16 protein-coding genes are annotated in these 17,668 nt (G+C 67.4%); 9 read left to right on the plus strand and 7 right to left on the minus strand.

Annotated elements, in window-relative coordinates:
- Positions 1-78 precede the first annotated feature (78 nt).
- Entirely contained in the window at positions 79-1,917 is a 1,839-nt protein-coding gene (locus tag KUV26_RS19135) for an ABC transporter ATP-binding protein (RefSeq protein ID WP_222509592.1), read from the minus strand.
- 266 nt (positions 1,918-2,183) lie between these two features.
- Here KUV26_RS19135 and KUV26_RS19140 point away from each other — a divergent pair, with 266 nt between their 5' ends.
- The 5 genes from KUV26_RS19140 (at position 2,184) to KUV26_RS19160 (ending at position 5,154) form a co-directional block, all read left to right on the plus strand.
- Entirely contained in the window at positions 2,184-2,477 is a 294-nt protein-coding gene (locus tag KUV26_RS19140; protein ID WP_222505130.1) for a DUF2218 domain-containing protein, read from the plus strand.
- A 162-nt stretch (positions 2,478-2,639) separates the two neighbouring features.
- Positions 2,640-3,557, plus strand: coding sequence for a MotA/TolQ/ExbB proton channel family protein (locus KUV26_RS19145; protein WP_222509593.1), 918 nt, complete (start codon positions 2,640-2,642; stop codon positions 3,555-3,557).
- A 4-nt stretch (positions 3,558-3,561) separates the two neighbouring features.
- Positions 3,562-3,939, plus strand: coding sequence for an ExbD/TolR family protein (locus KUV26_RS19150; protein WP_222505128.1), 378 nt, complete (start codon positions 3,562-3,564; stop codon positions 3,937-3,939).
- A gap of 10 nt (positions 3,940-3,949) precedes the next feature.
- Positions 3,950-4,333 (plus strand): ExbD/TolR family protein, encoded by a 384-nt coding sequence (locus KUV26_RS19155; protein WP_222505223.1) that lies wholly within the window; start codon positions 3,950-3,952, stop codon positions 4,331-4,333.
- Complete coding sequence (locus KUV26_RS19160; RefSeq protein ID WP_222509594.1) at positions 4,330-5,154, plus strand: TonB family protein; 825 nt, start codon at positions 4,330-4,332, stop codon at positions 5,152-5,154. Before KUV26_RS19155 ends, KUV26_RS19160 begins: the two co-directional genes overlap by 4 nt.
- Before the next feature lie 10 nt (positions 5,155-5,164).
- On the opposite strand, the gene KUV26_RS19165 is transcribed toward KUV26_RS19160, so the two are convergent.
- From KUV26_RS19165 to KUV26_RS19185, 5 genes are all read right to left on the minus strand, one after another.
- Complete coding sequence (locus KUV26_RS19165) at positions 5,165-5,569, minus strand: OsmC family protein (RefSeq protein WP_222509595.1); 405 nt, start codon at positions 5,567-5,569, stop codon at positions 5,165-5,167.
- A 14-nt stretch (positions 5,570-5,583) separates the two neighbouring features.
- The gene (locus KUV26_RS19170; RefSeq protein ID WP_222505125.1) at positions 5,584-6,876 is read right to left on the minus strand and encodes a TRAP transporter large permease; all 1,293 of its coding nucleotides are present in this window, start codon (positions 6,874-6,876) and stop codon (positions 5,584-5,586) included.
- A complete protein-coding gene (locus tag KUV26_RS19175) occupies positions 6,876-7,415 on the minus strand; it encodes a TRAP transporter small permease (protein ID WP_261399987.1) in 540 nt (179 codons plus the stop codon). The genes KUV26_RS19170 and KUV26_RS19175 overlap by 1 nt, the downstream gene beginning before the upstream one ends.
- Positions 7,416-7,425: 10 nt before the next feature.
- The gene (dctP, locus tag KUV26_RS19180) at positions 7,426-8,433 is read right to left on the minus strand and encodes a TRAP transporter substrate-binding protein DctP (protein ID WP_222509596.1); all 1,008 of its coding nucleotides are present in this window, start codon (positions 8,431-8,433) and stop codon (positions 7,426-7,428) included.
- 183 nt (positions 8,434-8,616) lie between these two features.
- Positions 8,617-9,900 carry a replication initiation protein gene (locus KUV26_RS19185; protein ID WP_222509597.1) on the minus strand — a complete coding sequence of 428 codons (1,284 nt, stop codon included), beginning with the start codon at positions 9,898-9,900 and terminating at the stop codon, positions 8,617-8,619.
- 590 nt (positions 9,901-10,490) lie between these two features.
- Here KUV26_RS19185 and KUV26_RS19190 point away from each other — a divergent pair.
- Together KUV26_RS19190 and KUV26_RS19195 are read left to right on the plus strand one after the other, a co-directional pair.
- Positions 10,491-11,915 carry an AAA family ATPase gene (locus KUV26_RS19190; RefSeq protein ID WP_222505122.1) on the plus strand — a complete coding sequence of 475 codons (1,425 nt, stop codon included), beginning with the start codon at positions 10,491-10,493 and terminating at the stop codon, positions 11,913-11,915.
- Complete coding sequence (locus KUV26_RS19195; RefSeq protein WP_222505121.1) at positions 11,893-12,984, plus strand: ParB/RepB/Spo0J family partition protein; 1,092 nt, start codon at positions 11,893-11,895, stop codon at positions 12,982-12,984. Before KUV26_RS19190 ends, KUV26_RS19195 begins: the two co-directional genes overlap by 23 nt.
- Positions 12,985-13,889: 905 nt before the next feature.
- Here KUV26_RS19195 and KUV26_RS19200 read toward each other — a convergent pair.
- Positions 13,890-14,915, minus strand: a complete 1,026-nt coding sequence (locus tag KUV26_RS19200) for an integrase (RefSeq protein WP_261399988.1) — start codon at positions 14,913-14,915, stop codon at positions 13,890-13,892.
- 127 nt (positions 14,916-15,042) lie between these two features.
- Here KUV26_RS19200 and KUV26_RS19205 point away from each other — a divergent pair, with 127 nt between their 5' ends.
- A complete protein-coding gene (locus KUV26_RS19205; RefSeq protein ID WP_222509598.1) occupies positions 15,043-15,951 on the plus strand; it encodes a DUF1403 family protein in 909 nt (302 codons plus the stop codon).
- A 3-nt stretch (positions 15,952-15,954) separates the two neighbouring features.
- Positions 15,955-16,548, plus strand: a complete 594-nt coding sequence (locus KUV26_RS19210; RefSeq protein ID WP_222509599.1) for an SMC-Scp complex subunit ScpB — start codon at positions 15,955-15,957, stop codon at positions 16,546-16,548.
- The last annotated feature ends 1,120 nt before the right edge of the window (positions 16,549-17,668 follow it).

The following is a 17,668-nucleotide window of genomic DNA, read 5'->3' on the forward strand; positions in this document are numbered from 1 at the left end:
ACCCGGTCCTGACAAAAGAAACCCGGCACGCCTTCCAGCCTGCCGGGTTTCCTGTTTCTGCATTCCGCCTGTGCGTCGTCACACCGCTTCCGGCACCTGCTCCGCCGCGCCCGCCTGGCGCTGCCACAGCCCGGCATAGACCCCCTGCCGCGCCAGCAGCTCCGCGTGGCTGCCGTCCTCGGCGATTGCGCCCTCCTGCAGCACCACAATCCGGTCCATCTGCGCAATCGTCGACAGCCGGTGGGCAATCGCGATCACCGTCTTGCCCTGCATCACGTCCAGCAGCGTCTTCTGAATCGCTTCCTCCACCGCGCTGTCCAGCGCCGAGGTCGCCTCGTCCAGGATCAGGATCGGCGCGTTCTTCAGGACCACCCGCGCAATCGCGATCCGCTGCCGCTGGCCGCCCGACAGCGCCACGCCGCGCTCTCCCACATGGGCGTCATAGCCGGTGCGCCCCTGCTGGTCGCGCAAGCCCATGATGAACTCATGCGCCTCCGCCCGCTTGGCAGCGGCGATCATCTCCGCCTCGGTCGCGCCGGGGTTGCCGTACATGATATTCGCCCGCACCGAGCGGTGGATCAGCGAGGTGTTCTGCGTCACCACCCCGATCCGGCTGCGCAGGCTCTCTTGCGTCACTTCGCGGATGTCCTGCCCGTCGATCAGAATGCGCCCGCCCTCCGGGTCGCGGAACCGCAGCAGCAGGTTGATCAGGGTCGATTTCCCGGCCCCCGACGGCCCGGCAATGCCCACCCGCTGGCCCGCCGGGATATGCAGATCAATGCCGTTCACCCCGCCCTTCGTGTTGCCGTAGTGGTGCCGCAGGCCCTCGATCCGCACCTCGGCGCGGCGCACCTCCAGCGGCTTGGCCTCCGGCGCATCCGTCACCTCATGCACCGCCGACAAGGACCGCAGCCCCTCGCGGATCACCCCCATGTTCTCAAACAGCCGGATCGTCACCCACAGGATCCAGCCGCTCATCCCATTGAGGCGGATCGTCAGCGCCGAGGCCGCCGCCACCTCGCCGACGCTGACAGCCCCGCGCATCCACAGCCAGATCGCCGGCGCCACCACGATCAGGATCAGCACGCCGTTGATGGCGATGCTGCCGAACGCCAGCCGCGTCATCATCCGCAGGAACCGCTGATAGCGCGTCCGCAGCCGCCGCAGCGCCGACAGCGCATAGGCCTGCTCCTGCCCGTCGCGGGCAAACAGCTTCACCGTCTCGATATTGCCATAGGCATCGACGATCCGCCCGGTCGCGGCAGAGCGCGCATCGGACCATTTCTCCGCCGTTGCCGCCACGTTCAGCGCGGTGTGGCGGACGTAAACCGCATAAAGCCCGACCCAGGCCACCAGCGGCACCGCCAGCCGCCAGTCGATCTGCGACAGCACCACCACCGCGCCGATCATGTAGGTGACGGCAAACAGCACTGCCTCGAACAGCATATGCACGCTGTCCTGCACCGCAGGCCCCATCTGCATCACCCGGTTGCTCAGCCGCCCGGCAAAGTCGTTCTGAAAGAACCCCGCCGACTGGCCCAGCAGGTGCCGGTGCGCCTGCCAGCGCACCTGCTCCTGCAGGTTCGACGACAGCGTCTGCTCCAGCAGCAGGTGATTGAGCCCGACCAGCGACGGCCGCAGGATCAGCACGCAGAACAGCGCCAGCAGCATCTCCCGGCCGTGCTGCGCCCAGAACGCCCCGGCCCCGGTCTCCGCCATCAGGTCGACCACCCGGCCGGAATAGAAGATCAGCCCGCTCTCCATCAGCGCCGTCAGCACTCCGGTGGCAAACATCAGCGGCAGCCATTTGCGGTAGGGCGCCAGCTGCTGCGCCAGATAGGCCCTCAAGGTGGCCCGCGGCGGTGCCTGATGCACAGACGCAAAGGGATCGACAAGGTTTTCAAAAGCCCGGAACATGAGGAGCCTCTCAAGGATTTTCGTGGAACCGCTTGAGATGTGGGTTGCCGTATCCGCCCGCCCGACGCCCCGGAAACCAGAGACTGAATTGGGCAAGGGCGCGGACCATGCCTGCACCGCAGCCCTGCCCTTGTAGGCACCCCGGCCCCGCTTGTCAGCAGCGAAAATCGCCCCTGCGCCGCAAAAACCGCGCCGGTTTTCTGCTTGCAGCACCGCGGCGAAGCGGTATGGTGCCGAAATCTGAGTAAAAAACTAGGAATTATGCCATGCTCACCGACACAGGCCGTTTCGAAACCCCGAACGCGTCCAGATACCTGCAGCAGCTCTGCAAGCATTTCGCCCACAAGGTCGCGGTGGACCACGACGACTCCCGCGGCACAGTGGCGCTGGGAATGGGGCCCGCGACACTCCTCGCCAGCGCCGGTACCCTGACCGCCGAAGTCACCGCGCCGACTGCCGAAGAGCTGGAGCACGCCCGCCAGATCATCGACAATCACCTCGCCCGCTTCGCCTTCCGCGAAGAATTCGAGGCCATGGACTGGCACTCCGCAGCGGCGTGACCGCCACCAATTCTTGACAAAACCAATCAGTTTTCCTACCCGTGGCCCCGCGTTGGCCGAAAACGCACCCAGCAAGGCACCCCCCGCTCCCTCAGGGGCCGCCCAGCCATTCCTCAAACCCGCCGCCGCACCTTTGCGGCGCATCTGGCTGGAGACCGGTCCATGACCCTTCGTTTGTCCGCAGCGGCGGCTGCCCTTCTGCTCCTGGCCCCCTATGCCGCGGCCCAGGACACCCCGGCAGCGCCAGTGCCCGCCATCACCGCCGAAGCGCCTGAAGCCGCTGAAGCCGCACCGCAGGCGCCTGCGCCCGCCCCCTCGGCCCCGGCCCTCCCGGCGGACGCCGGCAGCCCCGCAGCAGACCCCGCGCCCGCCCCTGCCCCGCAGGCCGCCGCGCAACCGGACGCCGCGCAGCCTGTCCTGACGCAAATGGCCGGAGACGCCTCCGCCAAGGCGCTCGCCTTCCTGCGCGACGGCGGCCCCTCGATCTGGGCGATTGCCGCGCTCTCGGTGATCACCCTGGCGCTGATCCTGTGGAAGATCTGGCGTCTGGCGCTGATCGGCGCCTGGTCGCGCGGCAAGGCCGCCGGCGCGGTCGCCGCCTTCGAACGCGGCGACCGCGCCGCCGCCCTCGCCATCGTCCAGAACCGGATCGGGGTGCGCTCCAAAGTGGTGACCGCGGCGCTCAACGCCGCCGCCGCCCTGCCGGAGGACCGCGCCCGCGAGGAAACCGCCCGCGTTGCCAAGCTGCATCTGGCCAGCGCCGCCACCGGCCTCGGCGCGCTGGAGCTGATCGCCACCATCGCCCCCCTGCTGGGCCTCCTCGGCACCGTCCTCGGCATGATCGCCGCCTTCCAGGCGCTGCAGGCGGCGGGCTCCAAGGCCGATCCGGCGCTGCTCGCGGGCGGCATCTGGGAGGCGCTCCTGACCACCGCGGCCGGCATGGCCGTGGCAATTCCCGCCTCCGCCGCGCTAACCTGGTTCGAAGCGGTGATCAGCCGCATCCGCCGCGACATCGAAGACAGCGCCACCCGCATCTTCGTCGCCCGCCAGCCGGACCAGCTGGCGCTGGCCGCCGAGTAGCCCGATGCAGCTCGCCCCCGCCCCCAAACCCCGGCGCAAGCCCAGCCTGACGCCGATGATCGACGTGGTGTTCCTGCTGCTGGTGTTCTTCATGCTGGCCTCCCGCTTCGGCATGGACACCGTGCTGCAGCTGCCGCTGGCGGGCCAGGGCGGCAGCTATGACGGCCCGCCGCGGCTGATCGGCATCGGCCCCGGCAACCTGGATGTGAACGGCGTGCCGGTGGCCGATGCGAATCTCGCGCAGGCGCTGGCGCCGCTGATGAAAACGCCGGCCGACATGCTGATCCTGCGCGGCCGCGACGGCGCCGACCTGCAGCGCATCACCGATGTCACCGCGCTGCTGCGGCAGGCGGGGCTCAGCAGCGTCGTGCTGGTGGAATGAGGACGCGCCGATGGACCTGACCGACCCGCCCCGCCGCCCCCGCGGCGAATCCATCGTGCCGATGATCAACGTGGTGTTCCTGCTCCTGATCTTCTTCCTGATGACCTCACGCCTGGCCCAGCCCGACCCGTTCGACGTGACCCCGCCCGATGCCGCGTCCGAGACCGCGCCCGAGGCGGAACCGGTGCTCTACATCGGCGCCGATGGCCGGATGCATTTCGACGGCGCCGAGGGCGAGGCCGCGCTGGCCCGCCTTGCCGCCGCCAGCGCAGGACACCCCGGCCTCCAGCTGCGCGCGGACGCAAGGCTCGAAGCCAAGATCCTGGCCCGCATCCTGCGCCAGCTGGCGGAGGCCGGCCTCGCCCGCGCCGAACTGGTGGTGCGCCAGCCATGAAACGCGCCGCCGAATTCACCGTCTTTGCGGGCCTCGCGGGCCTCATTCACATCGCGCTCTTTGCCAGCGCGCCGGAGACCGGCGCCCAGTCCAGCGGCGCCGGCGGCGAGGCGCTGGTCACGCTCCAGCCCGCCAGCGCCGAGATCGCCCGCATGGCCGAGGCCTGGGAACAGCCTCCGGAAACCACGCCGCACATCGAAACGCCCGGCAGCGAACCGCTGCCGCAGGCCCCTGCCCTGCCGCGGATCGAGCTGGCCCGGGCCCCCCGCGCCGCCGTGCTCGCCCCCCTCGCCAAACCTGCCGCCGCCGAGCCGGTGCAGGCGGACACCGCGCCGCCGCCGGAACCGCGCAGGCCAGAGCCGGAACCGGAACCGCAGGCCAAACCGGACCCCCAGCCGCAGCGCGAGACCGCGGCCAAGGCCAACTCCACCCGCAACGCGGCCGCCCAGGCAGGACAGCGCGCCGCAGGCACGGGCGGCGGCGCCGAGGCCGGACAGGCTGGCGGCGCCCGAACCGCCACCGCCAGCCCGGGCCGCGAGGCCAAGCTGCGCAATGTCTGGGGCAACAAGATCCGCGCCCGTATCGAACGGCGCAAGCGCTATCCCGCCGGCGCCCGCGGCCAGGCCCAGGTGGTGCTGCGCCTCACCATTGCCCGCGACGGGCGGCTGCTGGACAGCCGCATTGCCAGATCCTCGGGGGTTGCCGCCTTTGATCAGGCCGCCCTCGCCGCCGTCAGCCGGGCCGGAACCTTCCCGCCCGCGCCGAAGAAGCTGCAGGACAGCCAGATCCGGCTCAGCCTGCCGGTCAGTTTCACCCGGTAGGGCCGCGGGGTCAGCCCGCTTCCAGGGACACCGACACCTCGGTGTTCATCGAGTTGCTGACGGTGCAATAGGACTTGGCCTGCTTGACGATCTTCCGGGCCAGCTCCGCATCCGCGGCAGGGGCGCCGATGACGGTGACCGCGGCGGTTTCCAGCCGCCCCGGCAGCTCTGCCGATTTGACGGCGGTGACCTTCACCTGAAACGGCTGCAGCTCCGCCTTGTTCTGGCTGGCGGCCCATTCCACCGAACGCACGATGCAGGCGCCCAGCGAGGCCAGCATCGTCTCCACCGGCGAGCCGTCGGCCGGATGGGTCTGGCTGTCAGTGCCGCCGCCGCTGCCGTAACGCAGCTGCGCGGTGCCGTCGTAGATCACGAAGACGGGGCCAAAGCTCTTGGGCTTCACTTTCAAAACCATGTTCCGGCTCCTTTTCAGAACAAGAGGTTGGGCAGAAACAGCGCCAGCGCCGGGAACAGCGCCAGCAGCAGGATCGCAAGCAGGTGGATCAGCCAGTAGGGCACGGTGGCGGTCGCGACACGGCCCAGGCTGACCTCGTTATTGGTCAGCGCCGTCAGCACCGACAGGTTCAGCCCGACCGGCGGCGTCACCTGGCCGATCTCGATGACGATGGTGATGATGACGCCGATCCACACCGGGTCGAACCCCAGCCCGGTCAGCAGCGGGAACACCACCGGCAGGGTCATGATCATCAAGGACAGCCCGTCAAAGAAACAGCCCAGCAGCAGGTAGATCAGCACCACGATCAGCAGCACGCTGTAAGTGCCCAGCCCGCTTTCCGAGACCGTCTCCAGCACCTGCTGCGGAATGCCCAGGATGCTGGCCGACTTGGCCAGGATCGTCGCCCCCAGCACCAGAAAGCCGACCGAGGTGAACAGCAGCACCGAGTGATAGACCGCCTCCGCCAGTTTCTGCCAGGTCAGGTCGCCCCAGACGGAGCAGATGATGACCGCCAGCACGACACCGACGCCGGCTGCCTCGGTCGGGGTGGCCAGGCCGCCGACGATGCTGCCGATCACCGCCAGGATCAGCGCCAGGAGCGGCCAGATCTGCCGGAAGCCCGCCAGCGCCTGGCGCAGCGGCACCGGGGTTTCGCTGCGCGGCGCGATGGCGGGGTTGCGCAGCGCCTTGACCAGCAGGTAGGCCATGAACATCGCACCGACCAGAAAGCCCGGCACGATGCCCGCGGCGAACAGCCGCCCGATCGAGGTTTCGGTCAGCGCGCCGTAGATCAGGAACGACAGGCTGGGCGGGATCAAGAGCCCCAGGGTGCCGCCGCCCGCCAGGCTGCCGACGATCGTGTCCTTGTCATAGCCGCGCCGGGACATCTCCGGATAGGCGACAGAGCCGACCGCGGCGGCGGTCGACAGGCTGGAGCCGCTGACCGCGCCGAACAGGGTGCAGACCGCGATATTGGTGTGCAAAAGTCCGCCGGGAATGCGCCGGAACAGCGGCGAGAAGGCGGCATAGGCCTTCTCGCTGATGCCGCTGCGCAAGAGCACCTCGCCCAGCAGGATGAACATCGGCACCGCGCTGAGGGTGAACGAGTTGAACACGCTCCAGATCGCATCCACCGCCAGCGAGGTCGCGCCGTTGGAGAAGAAATGCAGGATCAGCATCCCGGTCAGCCCGAGGGCGGCGCCCAGGGCCACGCCGGTGCCGGCGGTCGCCACCAGACCGCCGATCAGAGTCAGCCAGAATGCCATCAGGGGGCTCCGTCCGTAAAGCTTTGGTCTGCGCCCGCCTCGCTGTCGTCGACCCGGTCAAGCAGCCCGGTCAGCCGTGCCAGCAGGATCAGGGCGGTCAGCGCCAGCGCCAGCGGCATCGCCGCCATCCAGGGGTACAGCAGGATCCGCGAGGTTTCGGTCTTGAGGCTGCGCTTGAAGGCAAACTCGAACCAGGGGATGGTCTCGATGATCAGCCAGAAGAAGAAGGCGCAGCCGACCAGCAGCGCCGCGATCTGCATCGCGCTGTGCAGCCGGCCCTTCAGGAAATCCGCCAGCAGCGCCACCCGCACATGCTTGGCCCGCAGGGTCACCATCGGCAGGCCGAGGAACAGCGACACGCTCAGCAGCAGGCCGACCACCTCCTCGGTGATATGCAGCGGGCTGTTGGCGAATTTGCGCATCAGCACGCTGGTGACGATGATGCCGGTGATGGCAATCATGCACAGCGCCGCCGCGCCGGCGCAGGCGCGGGCCAGGAACTCCAGCCCCTGCGCGGTGATTTTCCGGGCAAGCTGCATCGCGGCGCGCTCAGCGGCCCAATGCGGTCAGCACGCGCTCGCGGTAGGCCGGGGCATTGCCGCCTGCCTCCTCTGCCAGCATCGCCCAGGTCTCGGTCACCGCCGCGACAAAGGTGTCGCGGTCCTCCTGCGGGAAATCCTCAGCCCAGGTGATGCCTGCTTCGGCCAGCTCCTCGCGCGCCGCCAGCTCGCGCTGGAAGTCGTCCTCATACTGGTTGGTGCGTTCCCACAGCGCGTCCGCCGCTTCGGTGATCGCCGCCTTGGTGGCCGCGTCGGTGGCTTCCCACTTGTCGGTGGCCACGCCGATCACATAAGGGCCGGAGGCCATCGGGTAGAGGAAGGACGCATGGCTTGCGACCTCCTGCAGCGACACGGTATGGGCATAAAGCGCAGGGTAGAGCGCGCAATCGACCACGCCGGTCTTCATCGCCACATACATTTCCTCCTGCGGAATGATCTGCGCGGCGACGCCCAGCCGGGTGAAGGTCTCCACCTGGTCGCGGGCCCAGACCCGCAGCTTCTTGCTCTTCAGCGCCTCCAGCGTGTTCACCGGCTCGTCGCGGCAGAACACCGACACCGACAGCATCGGGATCGCCGCATAGCCGACCGAACTCACGCCCCAGTCCGCGAACTCTTCCTCATAGATCTTCCGGACCGTCGGAATCGCCTTTTCGAATTCCTCGATCGAGCCGATGGTGCCCTGCACCACCACCGAGCTGAGCGCCGGGGCGTCGCGGCCCAGGTAGTTGGCCCACATCAGGCTCATCTCGACGGCGCCCTTGGGCAGAAAGCGCAGCGTGTCGGTGTTGGGCAGCCCCAGCGAGCCGCCGCTGTAGATCTTGATCTGTTCCTCGCCCAGGGTCTCGTTCACGTCGGCGGCGAATTTCTCCAGCTCGGCGGTTTCGGGCCGGGTTTCCGGCAGGAAGTTGTTGAAGCGCCAGGTATCCGCGCCGGCGGCGGACACAATCGAAGCAGCAGCAGCCGCCCCGGCGGCAATCGTTTGGGCAAGCTTATTCATTTTTAAATCCTCCTAATGTCAGGACTATATGCACAGGGGCCAATAATTTTCACCAATTCCGGCCTTTCCCGCGTTCTGGCAGGACTCCGCGGCGGCGTAAACCGGTCAGATGCGCGGCCTGCGGTGCGCGCGGCGCCTGGCGGAACCTCTGCCCGGCAGCCGGCGCCCGGCCGGGGCCGCGCCCTACCCTGCGAGATCCTCGAAAGCGCCGGGGATCAGCTCTTCCCAGAACTCCGCCATCTGCGCCGCCAGCAGCGCCGCGCCCCAGCCGCGGGCGCGGAACTCCTCGCGGTCGATCTCGTCCTCAAGCCGGCTCAGGAACAGCCGCTTGTCCGCATCCCTCTGGGTCGGCGAGCGTCCCGCCGCCAGATCGCGGATGCGCTCCAGCTTCTGCGCCCGCAACGACCGCTCCCGCGCCTTGGCCTGATCGGCGGCCGCCGCGGCGCGGGCCGCCTCCGCTTCCGCCGCCTTGCGCGCCTCCGCCGCCGCCAGCACTTCCGGCGGCACCTCCCTGGCGGCTTCGGCCGGCGCGTCCTTGTAATCGTCCCGCAGCGCCGCGCTCAGATAGCGCACCGGGCTGTCCACCCCCTTGCGCCCCTTCAGATAGCCGACCTTCTCCGCGATATAGTCCTCGCCGTGCTCGGCAATCCACTGCCGCGCCAGCCGGTCGCTCACCCCCAGCTCCATCAGCTGGGTGTAAACAGGCCCCTGCCGCACCCCGGCGCCGTCGTCGATGTCCAGCATCGCCAGCTGCGGGTTCTCCTTGATCAGGAAGCGCACCTCGGCCACCTGCCGCCCCATCTTCTTGAACTCCGGCGTCAGCAGGATGTTCGAGGTCTTGTTCACCTCCGCCACCGCCGGCTTGATGATCTTGGCATTGAGATGCTTGAAGCTCTCGTAATAGGCGCTGCCGTCGACTCCCATCAGGCGGCGGAACAGCGCGATGTCCCACCAGCCGGTGGAGCCGGTGCGCACGAACCGGTAGCAGTTCTCGTACAGCGCCAGCGCGTGGCCCGAGGTGAACCGCCGCTGGATGTTCAGGTTGATGAGGGCAAAGACCTTGGGGTCATGCAGCTTCTCCGCCAGCGCCGGGCTGTAGGCATATTCGCAGACACCGCCCGAGAGCTTGGCATAGGACAGCAGCGAGCTGACGCCCCATTCCTGCCGCCCCTGCTCATCCAGCATGTCCCATTCCGCCACCGTCTCCGCCAGGCTGCGCAGCGACTGCTTCAGCGTCTCCATGTCGTTGGAGTTGTAGCCCACCATCAGGCACAGCGTCTGCGCGTCGATCTGGTGCTTGGGCTTGGTGATCAGCGCGTCATAGGCATTCAGCAGCAGCACGTTCGACAGCTTCCGCTGCAGCAGCGTCAGCTTGCCGGAGACATGGATCGCGGCGACATTCTTCTTCACCGACCCCCGGCGCAGGGGGCCTGTCAGCTTGCTGTGCGGGATGCTTTCGGTGTCCATCGCCCTGCCCTTCCGCCCCGTCTTTCGGCCTTTGCGACTCTGCGGGATCTGCTCCCGGACACTATGGCGGAAAAGGCACCCGCGCTCAATCCTGCTTTGGGCACCCATTTACGGGAGAGAACCGTCCTGCAAACGGGTACCTTAAAAAGCCGCCCGCGGAATTCCGGCAAAATCCTCCCCGAAACCCCTGCGTTCCGGGCTATTCTGACCCCTGAAACCGCCCGTTTCCGCTGCTTTGAGTCGCGGGTGCCCGTCCTCCCGCGAATCGGAACCCTTGCTCCCGCAGACGGGTACCAATGCTCCTGCAAACGGGTGCCCTTGATACCGGAGACAGGTGCTCAACCTTGTGTAACCATATGATACATAAGGAAATACCAGACCCAAAGATTCTAAACTGAATCAAAGATTCACAACATTTCAACCAGTTTGTGCGATAGTATTTTCGGGGAAAAAGGTCATATATTCCGCGGGATACGGACGGCAGCGGAAAACAGATGCGCCGCCAGATAATGATTCACTCTCTGCCCAGGATGTGCGACAAAAACCGGGATAACACGCCAAACAGGCGATTTACCCGAGGCACAAGGCACATGGCAAAGAAACCTGACACCCCCCTGCCCCCTTATTTCAACCTGGATCCCGAAGCGGCGGCAGCCAAGCTCGGCGAGCTTGTCGACACCGCCAGATTCGCCAAGGCGGCGGCCTTCGCAGGCCGCGGACGCGACGACCTGGCCAAGCGCGGCTACGCTCCGGACGGGCGCAAGCGGCTGCGCAAATTCTCCACCTGGGAGGTCTGCCGCTACCTGATCCCGGTCGCCCCCGCGCATCTGCGCCGGGTGCTGAACAAACACCCCGACCTGCCCCAGGGCGAGGGCGCCAGCGGCTCCAAGTGGTTCACGCTGGAGGAGGTGCTGAAGCTGCGCGATCATTTCGCGGAGGAAGGCATCAGCACAAAGGAATACCGCCCCTACCGTCCCGAAGGCCTGCCCGCCAAGGTGGTGGCGGTGGCCAACTTCAAGGGCGGCGTCGGCAAGACCTCGACCGCTGCGCATCTGGCGATGTCGGCGGCGCTCGACGGCTACAAGGTGCTGGTGGTCGATCTCGACAGCCAGGGCTCGATGACCTCGATCCTCGGCGGCCAGGTGGCGGATGAATGGCAAACCGTGTTCCCGCTTCTGGCGCGCGACTACGCCGAGGCGGTGGAAGCGGAGAACAAGGTCCGCGCGGCGTCGGGTTTAGACTCTATTCCCCTTGATGAGACTCTAACCGAGGCGCGGCAGGTTTCGCTGCGAAACGTGGTCCAGAACACCCACTGGCCCAACATCGATCTGATCGGCGCTCAGCTCAACCTCTACTGGGCGGAGTTCCAGATCCCGGTCTGGCGCATGGGCCTGCGCAACTGGGCGCTGTGGGATGCGCTGACCAATGCGCTGGACCAGGGCGGCGCGCTGGATGACTACGACATCGTGCTGCTGGATACCCCCCCTGCCCTCGGCTACCTCACGATCAACGCGCTGGCCGCCGCCGATATCCTGATGGTGCCGCTGGGGGCCTCCTTCCTGGAGTTCGACTCGACGGGCCGGTTCTTCGACATGCTCTACTCCACCTTCGCCTCCATCGAGGACGGTGAGAACGCCGCCCGCCGCCGGGCCGGCCTGCCGGAGATGAAGTTCGAATGGGACGTGGTCCGCGCCCTGATCACCCGCTTCGACGCCAGCCAGCAAAGCGATCTGGCGAATGTGATCCAGGCCTATTTCGGCGACATGATGAACGCTTACCGGCAGGACTACACCGCCCTGGTCGGCCAGGCCGGGGAAAGCGTCTCCGGCATCTACGAGGCCGACTACCGCAACTTCAACCGCGAGACCTATACCCGCGGCCGCGAGGTGTTCGACCGCACCTATGCGGAATTCAAGGAACTGCTGATCGGCAGCTGGTGGCGCGATCAGCAGATGGATCAGGCAGACAGCAACACCCAAGAGGACAGAGCAGATGGCACGCCGCAGACAGCTTGAGACCCCCTCGCCCGAGGCGCTGAAGGAAATCGAGGCCGGCATCGACCGCGACCTGGCGCGCAGCCCCGGCCTGCGGCCGCCGATTGCCGATGTGGTGGCCGACGCCGCCCGCCACGCCGACCCCCTGCCCCAGGCCGACCGCGAGGCCGCAGCCCGCGACAAGTCGGACGCTGCGCGGCTGCGCGCTGCCGAGGAAAAGGGGCTGGTGGCGGTGGAGCTGCCGCTGGACGAGATCACTGCCGACGCCCTCAACCGCGACCGGATCGTGATGGACGAGGAGGAGATGCAGGAGCTGATGACCTCGATCTCGGTCAACGGCCTGCGCCTGCCGATCGAGGTCTTCGAGCCGCTGAACCCCGACGATGCCGGCCGTTACGCGCTGGTCTCCGGCTACCGCCGCCTGACGGCGCTGCGCCGCCTGAACGCAATGAGCGGCGGCGAACGGTTCCAGACCATCCCGGCCTTCATCCGCGAACCCGGCAACATTGCCAATGCGCTGGTGTCGATGATCGAGGAAAACGAGATCCGCTCCGGGCTCAGCCAGTACGAACGGGGCCGGGCCGCCGCCGCCGCGGTGCATGACGGGATCTTCGCGAGCGTGGATGAGGCCGTGGCGGTGCTGTTCCAGAACGCCTCCAAGGCCAAGCGGTCCAAGATCCGTTCCTTTGCCCTGATTCACGAGGAACTGGGAGATATGCTGACCCATGGCACCGGCCTCAATGAACGCCAGTGCCTCCGGCTGGCCGGCGCTTTGCGGGCCGGGGCAGCAGAGCCGCTGAGGGCGGCTCTGGAACGGGCCGGGGGGCGTTCGGCGGCTGAGGAATGGGACGCCATGCTGCCGGTGGTCGAGGCCGCCGAAGGCGAGCCTCAGGATGCCAGCCGCGGCGGCCGGCCCAAGACCGCGCGCAAGGTCGAGAAGGCCCGCCGGACTCAGGTGGCCCGCGGCATCACAATCGAGCGCGAATACGGCCCCGGCGGCTATGCCATCCGGTTTTCCGGCAGCGAAGTCACACAGGAACTGGTCGACGCGGTCATGGACAACGTCCGCCATCTTCTGGAGCAAAACTGACACAGCGGAAGCTGAAGGCAGGTTTCGCAGCGAAACCCCGGCGGTCTCCGCCGGGGTTTTTCGTTTCCCGGTTCGGGCGCGACTGCTGCGGCAGCATGTCCGGCCCCGGTGGTTTCGCAGCGAAACCTCTGCCCGGTCCAAGCTGCGGCGCGGCGTTCGGGGCCGGTTCCTGCGCTGCGGGCGATTCCGTATCGGGCTCTGGTTTCGCTGCGAAACCTCCCGCGCCTGAACACACCCCAAGCCGACCGGGCCGCAAGGGGCGCCGGGGCGTTGTGCCGCTGTTCCACCGGTATTCCGGGTGGAATACCGGCATGCAGATTTCCGCCGTTTCGAAAGCGGTGTTGCCGAATGAGGAACCTTTCAAATCCGGCCGCAGGGAAGGGGCCTGCCTTGCGGATGCCGCCCGGACCGGGCGGCGGCCGCGGCGGGCACTTTGCCTGAAAGACGAAAGGGAGCATCACCCTGCCAGCGCGAAGCCGTGCAGACCGGACAGGTGGGGTTTCGCAGCGAAACCTCCATCGGGAAGCCGACGGGGAAACGAAGGTCCCGGCGATGTGTCAGGTCGTTTGTGTGCGGTTCAGAGGAAGAGGGAAACGGCATGGTGGGCACTCTTTTCCCAGCCAGGGGCCAGGCCACCGTTGCGGGGCGGTGGGATGCTGCCAGAGGCGAAGAAGATTTGCCTTAAGTCTGGCCGACGGCCCCAAGACACTCCGGGACTGCTTGGCTAGCCAGCTCTGGCAACGCTGGCCTCAGGGCACTGCCAGCATGCACTGGAAACGTTACGCGCGAGGCTGAGCCGCCTTGAACAGAAAGGGGCAGACGTCTTCACCGCTCCCGGCTTCCCGCAGCAGTCTGCCCGCCACGCGCTTCGCTGGCGGCCGCGGATGACGGCGAACGCCGGTGCCTCAAAGACCCGCGGCCCGTGTCAGGTTGATGCGGAAGCGGTCCTGGCGGCGCCGGTCGGGGCGGGGCTTTTCTGCCGGGGCATGGCCAGGCTCCTGCGGGACATAGCGCTCGCATGCCGAGGCCGAGTTGGCCAGCCCGGCGCGCAGGGACTGCCCGGAAAACAGCGCCAGCCGTTCCTTGTCAGGCAGCTCCGCCCGGATGCCCGCGTCCAGCACGGTCTTCTTGATCAGGCGCGCGACATGCTTGTCGCTGAGGCGGCTGTCCAGCGTCCGTTTGCCGTCGCGCGAGACGCGCAGGAAGACCGGCCCGAAACCTATCTTGGCAAAATGCAGCCACTGCTCCAGCGCCTGCACGGGACAGGTCCGGGCGGACGAGCCGCGTCCGACCTCGACCTCGCGCCAGCCGGACTTCGCGTTGAGTGTGAGCAGGACCCCCTGGTCCATGATCTCGATCCAGCCGCCGGAGTCCGGAGTGCCGTCCTTGCGCACATCGAGGCTGACGATTTCGGAGCGGCGCAACCCGCCGGCGTAACCCAGAAGCAGGATCGCCCGGTCGCGCAGCCCGCGCAGGTCGTGCGGAAGGGTGTCCGTCATGGCCATAATGTCCTCTGGCTGGATGGCTTCCTTTTGCACCGGCGGGCGCCCGTGCTCCCGTTTGATCCCCGCCAGCGCGGCGGCGATGCGGTGGTCCCTGCGGTCCAGGGGAAAGCCGCGCTGGGTGAAGTTCCAGGCCAGGCCGGAGAGGCGGCGTTCAATGGTGCTGGCCGCCAGCGGACGGGCGGAGGGGCTGGTGCCGGGGGTGGCCAGTGACGTTAGATAAAGCGCGATGATGTCCGGCGCGGGGGGCAGGGGGTCCGTTCCGCGCCGCCGGCACCAGCGCGCAAAATGCCCCCAGTCTTTTGAATAGGCTTTCAGGGTATTCTCGGATGCTGCGGCCTGGGCATGGCTGCCGGCAACAGGCGGGACACCGGATTCCGAACTTAATTTCCGGCGTTCCGGCGGCGGGTTTCGGGGTGTTTGGGCCATAATTGGAAGACTATGCTCATTATGTCCGATAAAGCAAGATTATTGGACATTACTAGAAACAGGAAAGCGCGGCGGTTTCTACATAATATTGTAGCCAAAAGCGCCGCGGCCCGCTACGGTCTGTGGCATGACCTATGCCCGGCCCGAGCCCCCGCACGACCCAGCCACGTTACCGCCGATGCCGGGCTGGGTCACCGGCCGCTGCCCGGAAACCCCCGAAGATGTGGCGTTTTTGTCAGGCGCGGCGCTGGCGCATCTGCATCTTGTGCTCAGCAGGGGCGACGTGCCCCAGGCGTTGCTGCGGGAGCGGCTCGCGTTGCGCGCAGCGGAGGCCTGTGCCGCCTGTTCCGGGCGGATCGAGAGAGCACCGGAACTGCGCGATGCGGTGCAGTTCCTGCAGCCCGGCGATCATCCGGGGCCGGCAGGGGAAATCTATCTGTCGTGGCGGCGGGCGCTGGAGCGCCCGGTTTCGCCCGGGGCCCTGCACCGGGCCTTGCCGGAGCTGGACCCGGGGCAGATCGCGGCGTGGCTGGACGGGAGCGGCCCGGGCGGGGCAGGGCAGGCCGGACCGGTTTCGCGCGCCGCGGCCGTCCTGCAGACGGTCCTGCAGGCGCAGCCGCGCGCGGACACCGCAGCTATGCTGCTTGCCGATGCCGCTTTGGCGCAGGCGCTTGGCTGGCCGCATGCCGTCCCGCTCCTGGCGGCGGGCCTCAGGCGCCGCGATCTGCGGGCGGACGCAGACGGGCTCCGGCTGGCGGCCCACCGTGCGGTCGCGGCGGCAGCGGCCGGGGCCGCCCTGGAGGCGGCCGCCCTGTCGCAGAGTGCAGCGCGTCTGCGCGCCGTTGCGCCGAAACTGCGGGCCCGCGGGGCGGCGGAGGCGGTCGGCCTGTTCCTGACCCGCGATGCTGTCGCCCCGCCGGCGCTCACCTCGCTGCGGTCGGAGCGGGCGGCGCGCCGCTTCTGCGACCGGCTGGTGGCGCTTGGCGCGGTGCAGGAACTGACCGGACGGGACACGTTCCGGCTGTACGGGATCTGAGCGATGGCCAGGGATGCGGCGGACGCCGGGCTGGACCGGGAGCTGGCGGACCTTCCGGCCGGCCACCGGTGGCGGGAATGGATGCGGCGGATCGAGGCGGTCCTGTTCGCCAGCGCCACGCCGGTGCCGCGGGCGGATCTGGCCCGCGTTGTGGGGCAGGGGGCCTCCGTCGAGCTGCTGATCGAGGACCTGTCAGCCGATCTGGCGGACCGGCCTTACGAAATCGCCTGCGCCGGCGGCGCCTGGATGCTCCGCACCCGGCCCGCCTACGCCCCGGCGATCCGGGCGGCGGCGGATGCCGGCGGGCAGGGGCTGGATCTGAGCGAATTCGACGTGGCGGTGCTGGCGGCCATTGCCTACCACCAGCCGGTCACCCGCGACGGGCTGAAGGAGATCTTCGGCAAGGAAATCAGCCGGGACCTGACCGGTCGGCTGCACGCCCGCGGCCTGATCGCCACCGGCCCGCGCAGCCCCCGGCGCGGGGCGCCCTACACCTTCGTCACCACCGGGCAGTTCCTGGCGGCCTTCGGGCTGGAGTCCCTGAGCGACCTGCCGGACCGGGAACAGCTGGAGGATGCCGGGCTGGCCGCACCGTGACGCTGCCTGTCAGTCAGGCAGCGCTGCGGCTGGCATGATCTCGAACCGCCGCCTGCAACAGCCTGGACGGAGCAGACAGCCTGGACAGGGCAGGCGGAGGAGATCCCGTCTCTAGCAACAGTTCGCCTCTGCCGTGCGCCATTTCGAACAACAAGATTCCCCGGCAAATGGGTCCTTCTCTATCGCTGAGGACAGCCGTATGACTGAAATTCGGATTGACCTTGACGGCACGGCAGCAAAGCGCACAAGCCGTGCGGGGAAGGAAACTCTATGCAGCCGGTCAAAGGAATTGCACTCTAGCTGTGTTCGGTGCTGTTGTTCATCGTCATGTCTTCGCAGATCAAGGCAGCAGCCTCCCATGTTCCGCCTGGACAGGCAGTATTTTTCCGGTTCCTGTTTGCTATTCCAGTGATTTTCACTTGGCTGGCCCTGCGGGGTGATCTCTCCACTGGGCTGAGGGTCCGATCGAGGCTGTCACATTTCTGGCGGGGGCTGTCGGGACCGGCGCCAGGGGGGCAGGGCATTGCTGGCCTCGGATTGCTGCCGCTGCCGAAGTGACTGCAATCGGTTATGCAGCGCCTCTATTGGTGGTCGTTCTCGCTCCGCCTCTTACGCTTCTGACAGGCAGGACCGTCCATACAACAGAAGCCGGGAGTGCTATACTGGTGCTTATGGGGGCCGTCTGTGCCGCATTGGCCCAGATCTATCCCCGCCATGTCTTTGTCCCGTGACCACCACCTTTGGCGGGTGGGGTGTGTTGAGAGGAAGGCTCGGTTCGCTGGTTCCCTGTCGAGGGAAAATGATTTTGCCTGTTACGTTTTCTCACCCCGCAGAAAAGTTCTGACTTTTGTGCGTTCTGGGGTTGCGACTCTCTTCGGCTAACCATAGAACACCCCTCACCGGCGGCGCTGAGGCGCTGACGGTCACCACCGAGGGTTATCTGGAACGGCGGCGCGGCAAGAGATTGGAGCGCAGCCGGGATTGTTGTCTCTCAGGGGTGATGCTCTTTGACATTGATGGATGACTGAAGAGATATGCGGGCGGTTTGGTTCATTTCGATGGATCAGCCGATGCATATCGCGCTGCTAGGATTTAGGTCCGATGATGCAGTGTCAGCTTC

The sequence above is a fragment of the Leisingera daeponensis genome, from assembly GCF_019801465.1.
Lineage (GTDB): Bacteria > Pseudomonadota > Alphaproteobacteria > Rhodobacterales > Rhodobacteraceae > Leisingera > Leisingera daeponensis_A.

What these genes read in the sequence shown, in the direction of transcription:
- KUV26_RS19135 (WP_222509592.1), bottom strand. Translation starts at nt 1,917, where the DNA reads ATGTTCCGGGCTTTTGAAAACCTTGTCGATCCCTTTGCGTCTGTGCAT.
- KUV26_RS19140 (WP_222505130.1), top strand. Translation starts at nt 2,184, where the DNA reads ATGCTCACCGACACAGGCCGTTTCGAAACCCCGAACGCGTCCAGATAC.
- KUV26_RS19145 (WP_222509593.1), top strand. Translation starts at nt 2,640, where the DNA reads ATGACCCTTCGTTTGTCCGCAGCGGCGGCTGCCCTTCTGCTCCTGGCC.
- KUV26_RS19150 (WP_222505128.1), top strand. Translation starts at nt 3,562, where the DNA reads ATGCAGCTCGCCCCCGCCCCCAAACCCCGGCGCAAGCCCAGCCTGACG.
- KUV26_RS19155 (WP_222505223.1), top strand. Translation starts at nt 3,950, where the DNA reads ATGGACCTGACCGACCCGCCCCGCCGCCCCCGCGGCGAATCCATCGTG.
- KUV26_RS19160 (WP_222509594.1), top strand. Translation starts at nt 4,330, where the DNA reads ATGAAACGCGCCGCCGAATTCACCGTCTTTGCGGGCCTCGCGGGCCTC.
- KUV26_RS19165 (WP_222509595.1), bottom strand. Translation starts at nt 5,569, where the DNA reads ATGGTTTTGAAAGTGAAGCCCAAGAGCTTTGGCCCCGTCTTCGTGATC.
- KUV26_RS19170 (WP_222505125.1), bottom strand. Translation starts at nt 6,876, where the DNA reads ATGGCATTCTGGCTGACTCTGATCGGCGGTCTGGTGGCGACCGCCGGC.
- KUV26_RS19175 (WP_261399987.1), bottom strand. Translation starts at nt 7,415, where the DNA reads ATGCAGCTTGCCCGGAAAATCACCGCGCAGGGGCTGGAGTTCCTGGCC.
- dctP (WP_222509596.1), bottom strand. Translation starts at nt 8,433, where the DNA reads ATGAATAAGCTTGCCCAAACGATTGCCGCCGGGGCGGCTGCTGCTGCT.
- KUV26_RS19185 (WP_222509597.1), bottom strand. Translation starts at nt 9,900, where the DNA reads ATGGACACCGAAAGCATCCCGCACAGCAAGCTGACAGGCCCCCTGCGC.
- KUV26_RS19190 (WP_222505122.1), top strand. Translation starts at nt 10,491, where the DNA reads ATGGCAAAGAAACCTGACACCCCCCTGCCCCCTTATTTCAACCTGGAT.
- KUV26_RS19195 (WP_222505121.1), top strand. Translation starts at nt 11,893, where the DNA reads ATGGCACGCCGCAGACAGCTTGAGACCCCCTCGCCCGAGGCGCTGAAG.
- KUV26_RS19200 (WP_261399988.1), bottom strand. Translation starts at nt 14,915, where the DNA reads ATGGCCCAAACACCCCGAAACCCGCCGCCGGAACGCCGGAAATTAAGT.
- KUV26_RS19205 (WP_222509598.1), top strand. Translation starts at nt 15,043, where the DNA reads ATGACCTATGCCCGGCCCGAGCCCCCGCACGACCCAGCCACGTTACCG.
- KUV26_RS19210 (WP_222509599.1), top strand. Translation starts at nt 15,955, where the DNA reads ATGGCCAGGGATGCGGCGGACGCCGGGCTGGACCGGGAGCTGGCGGAC.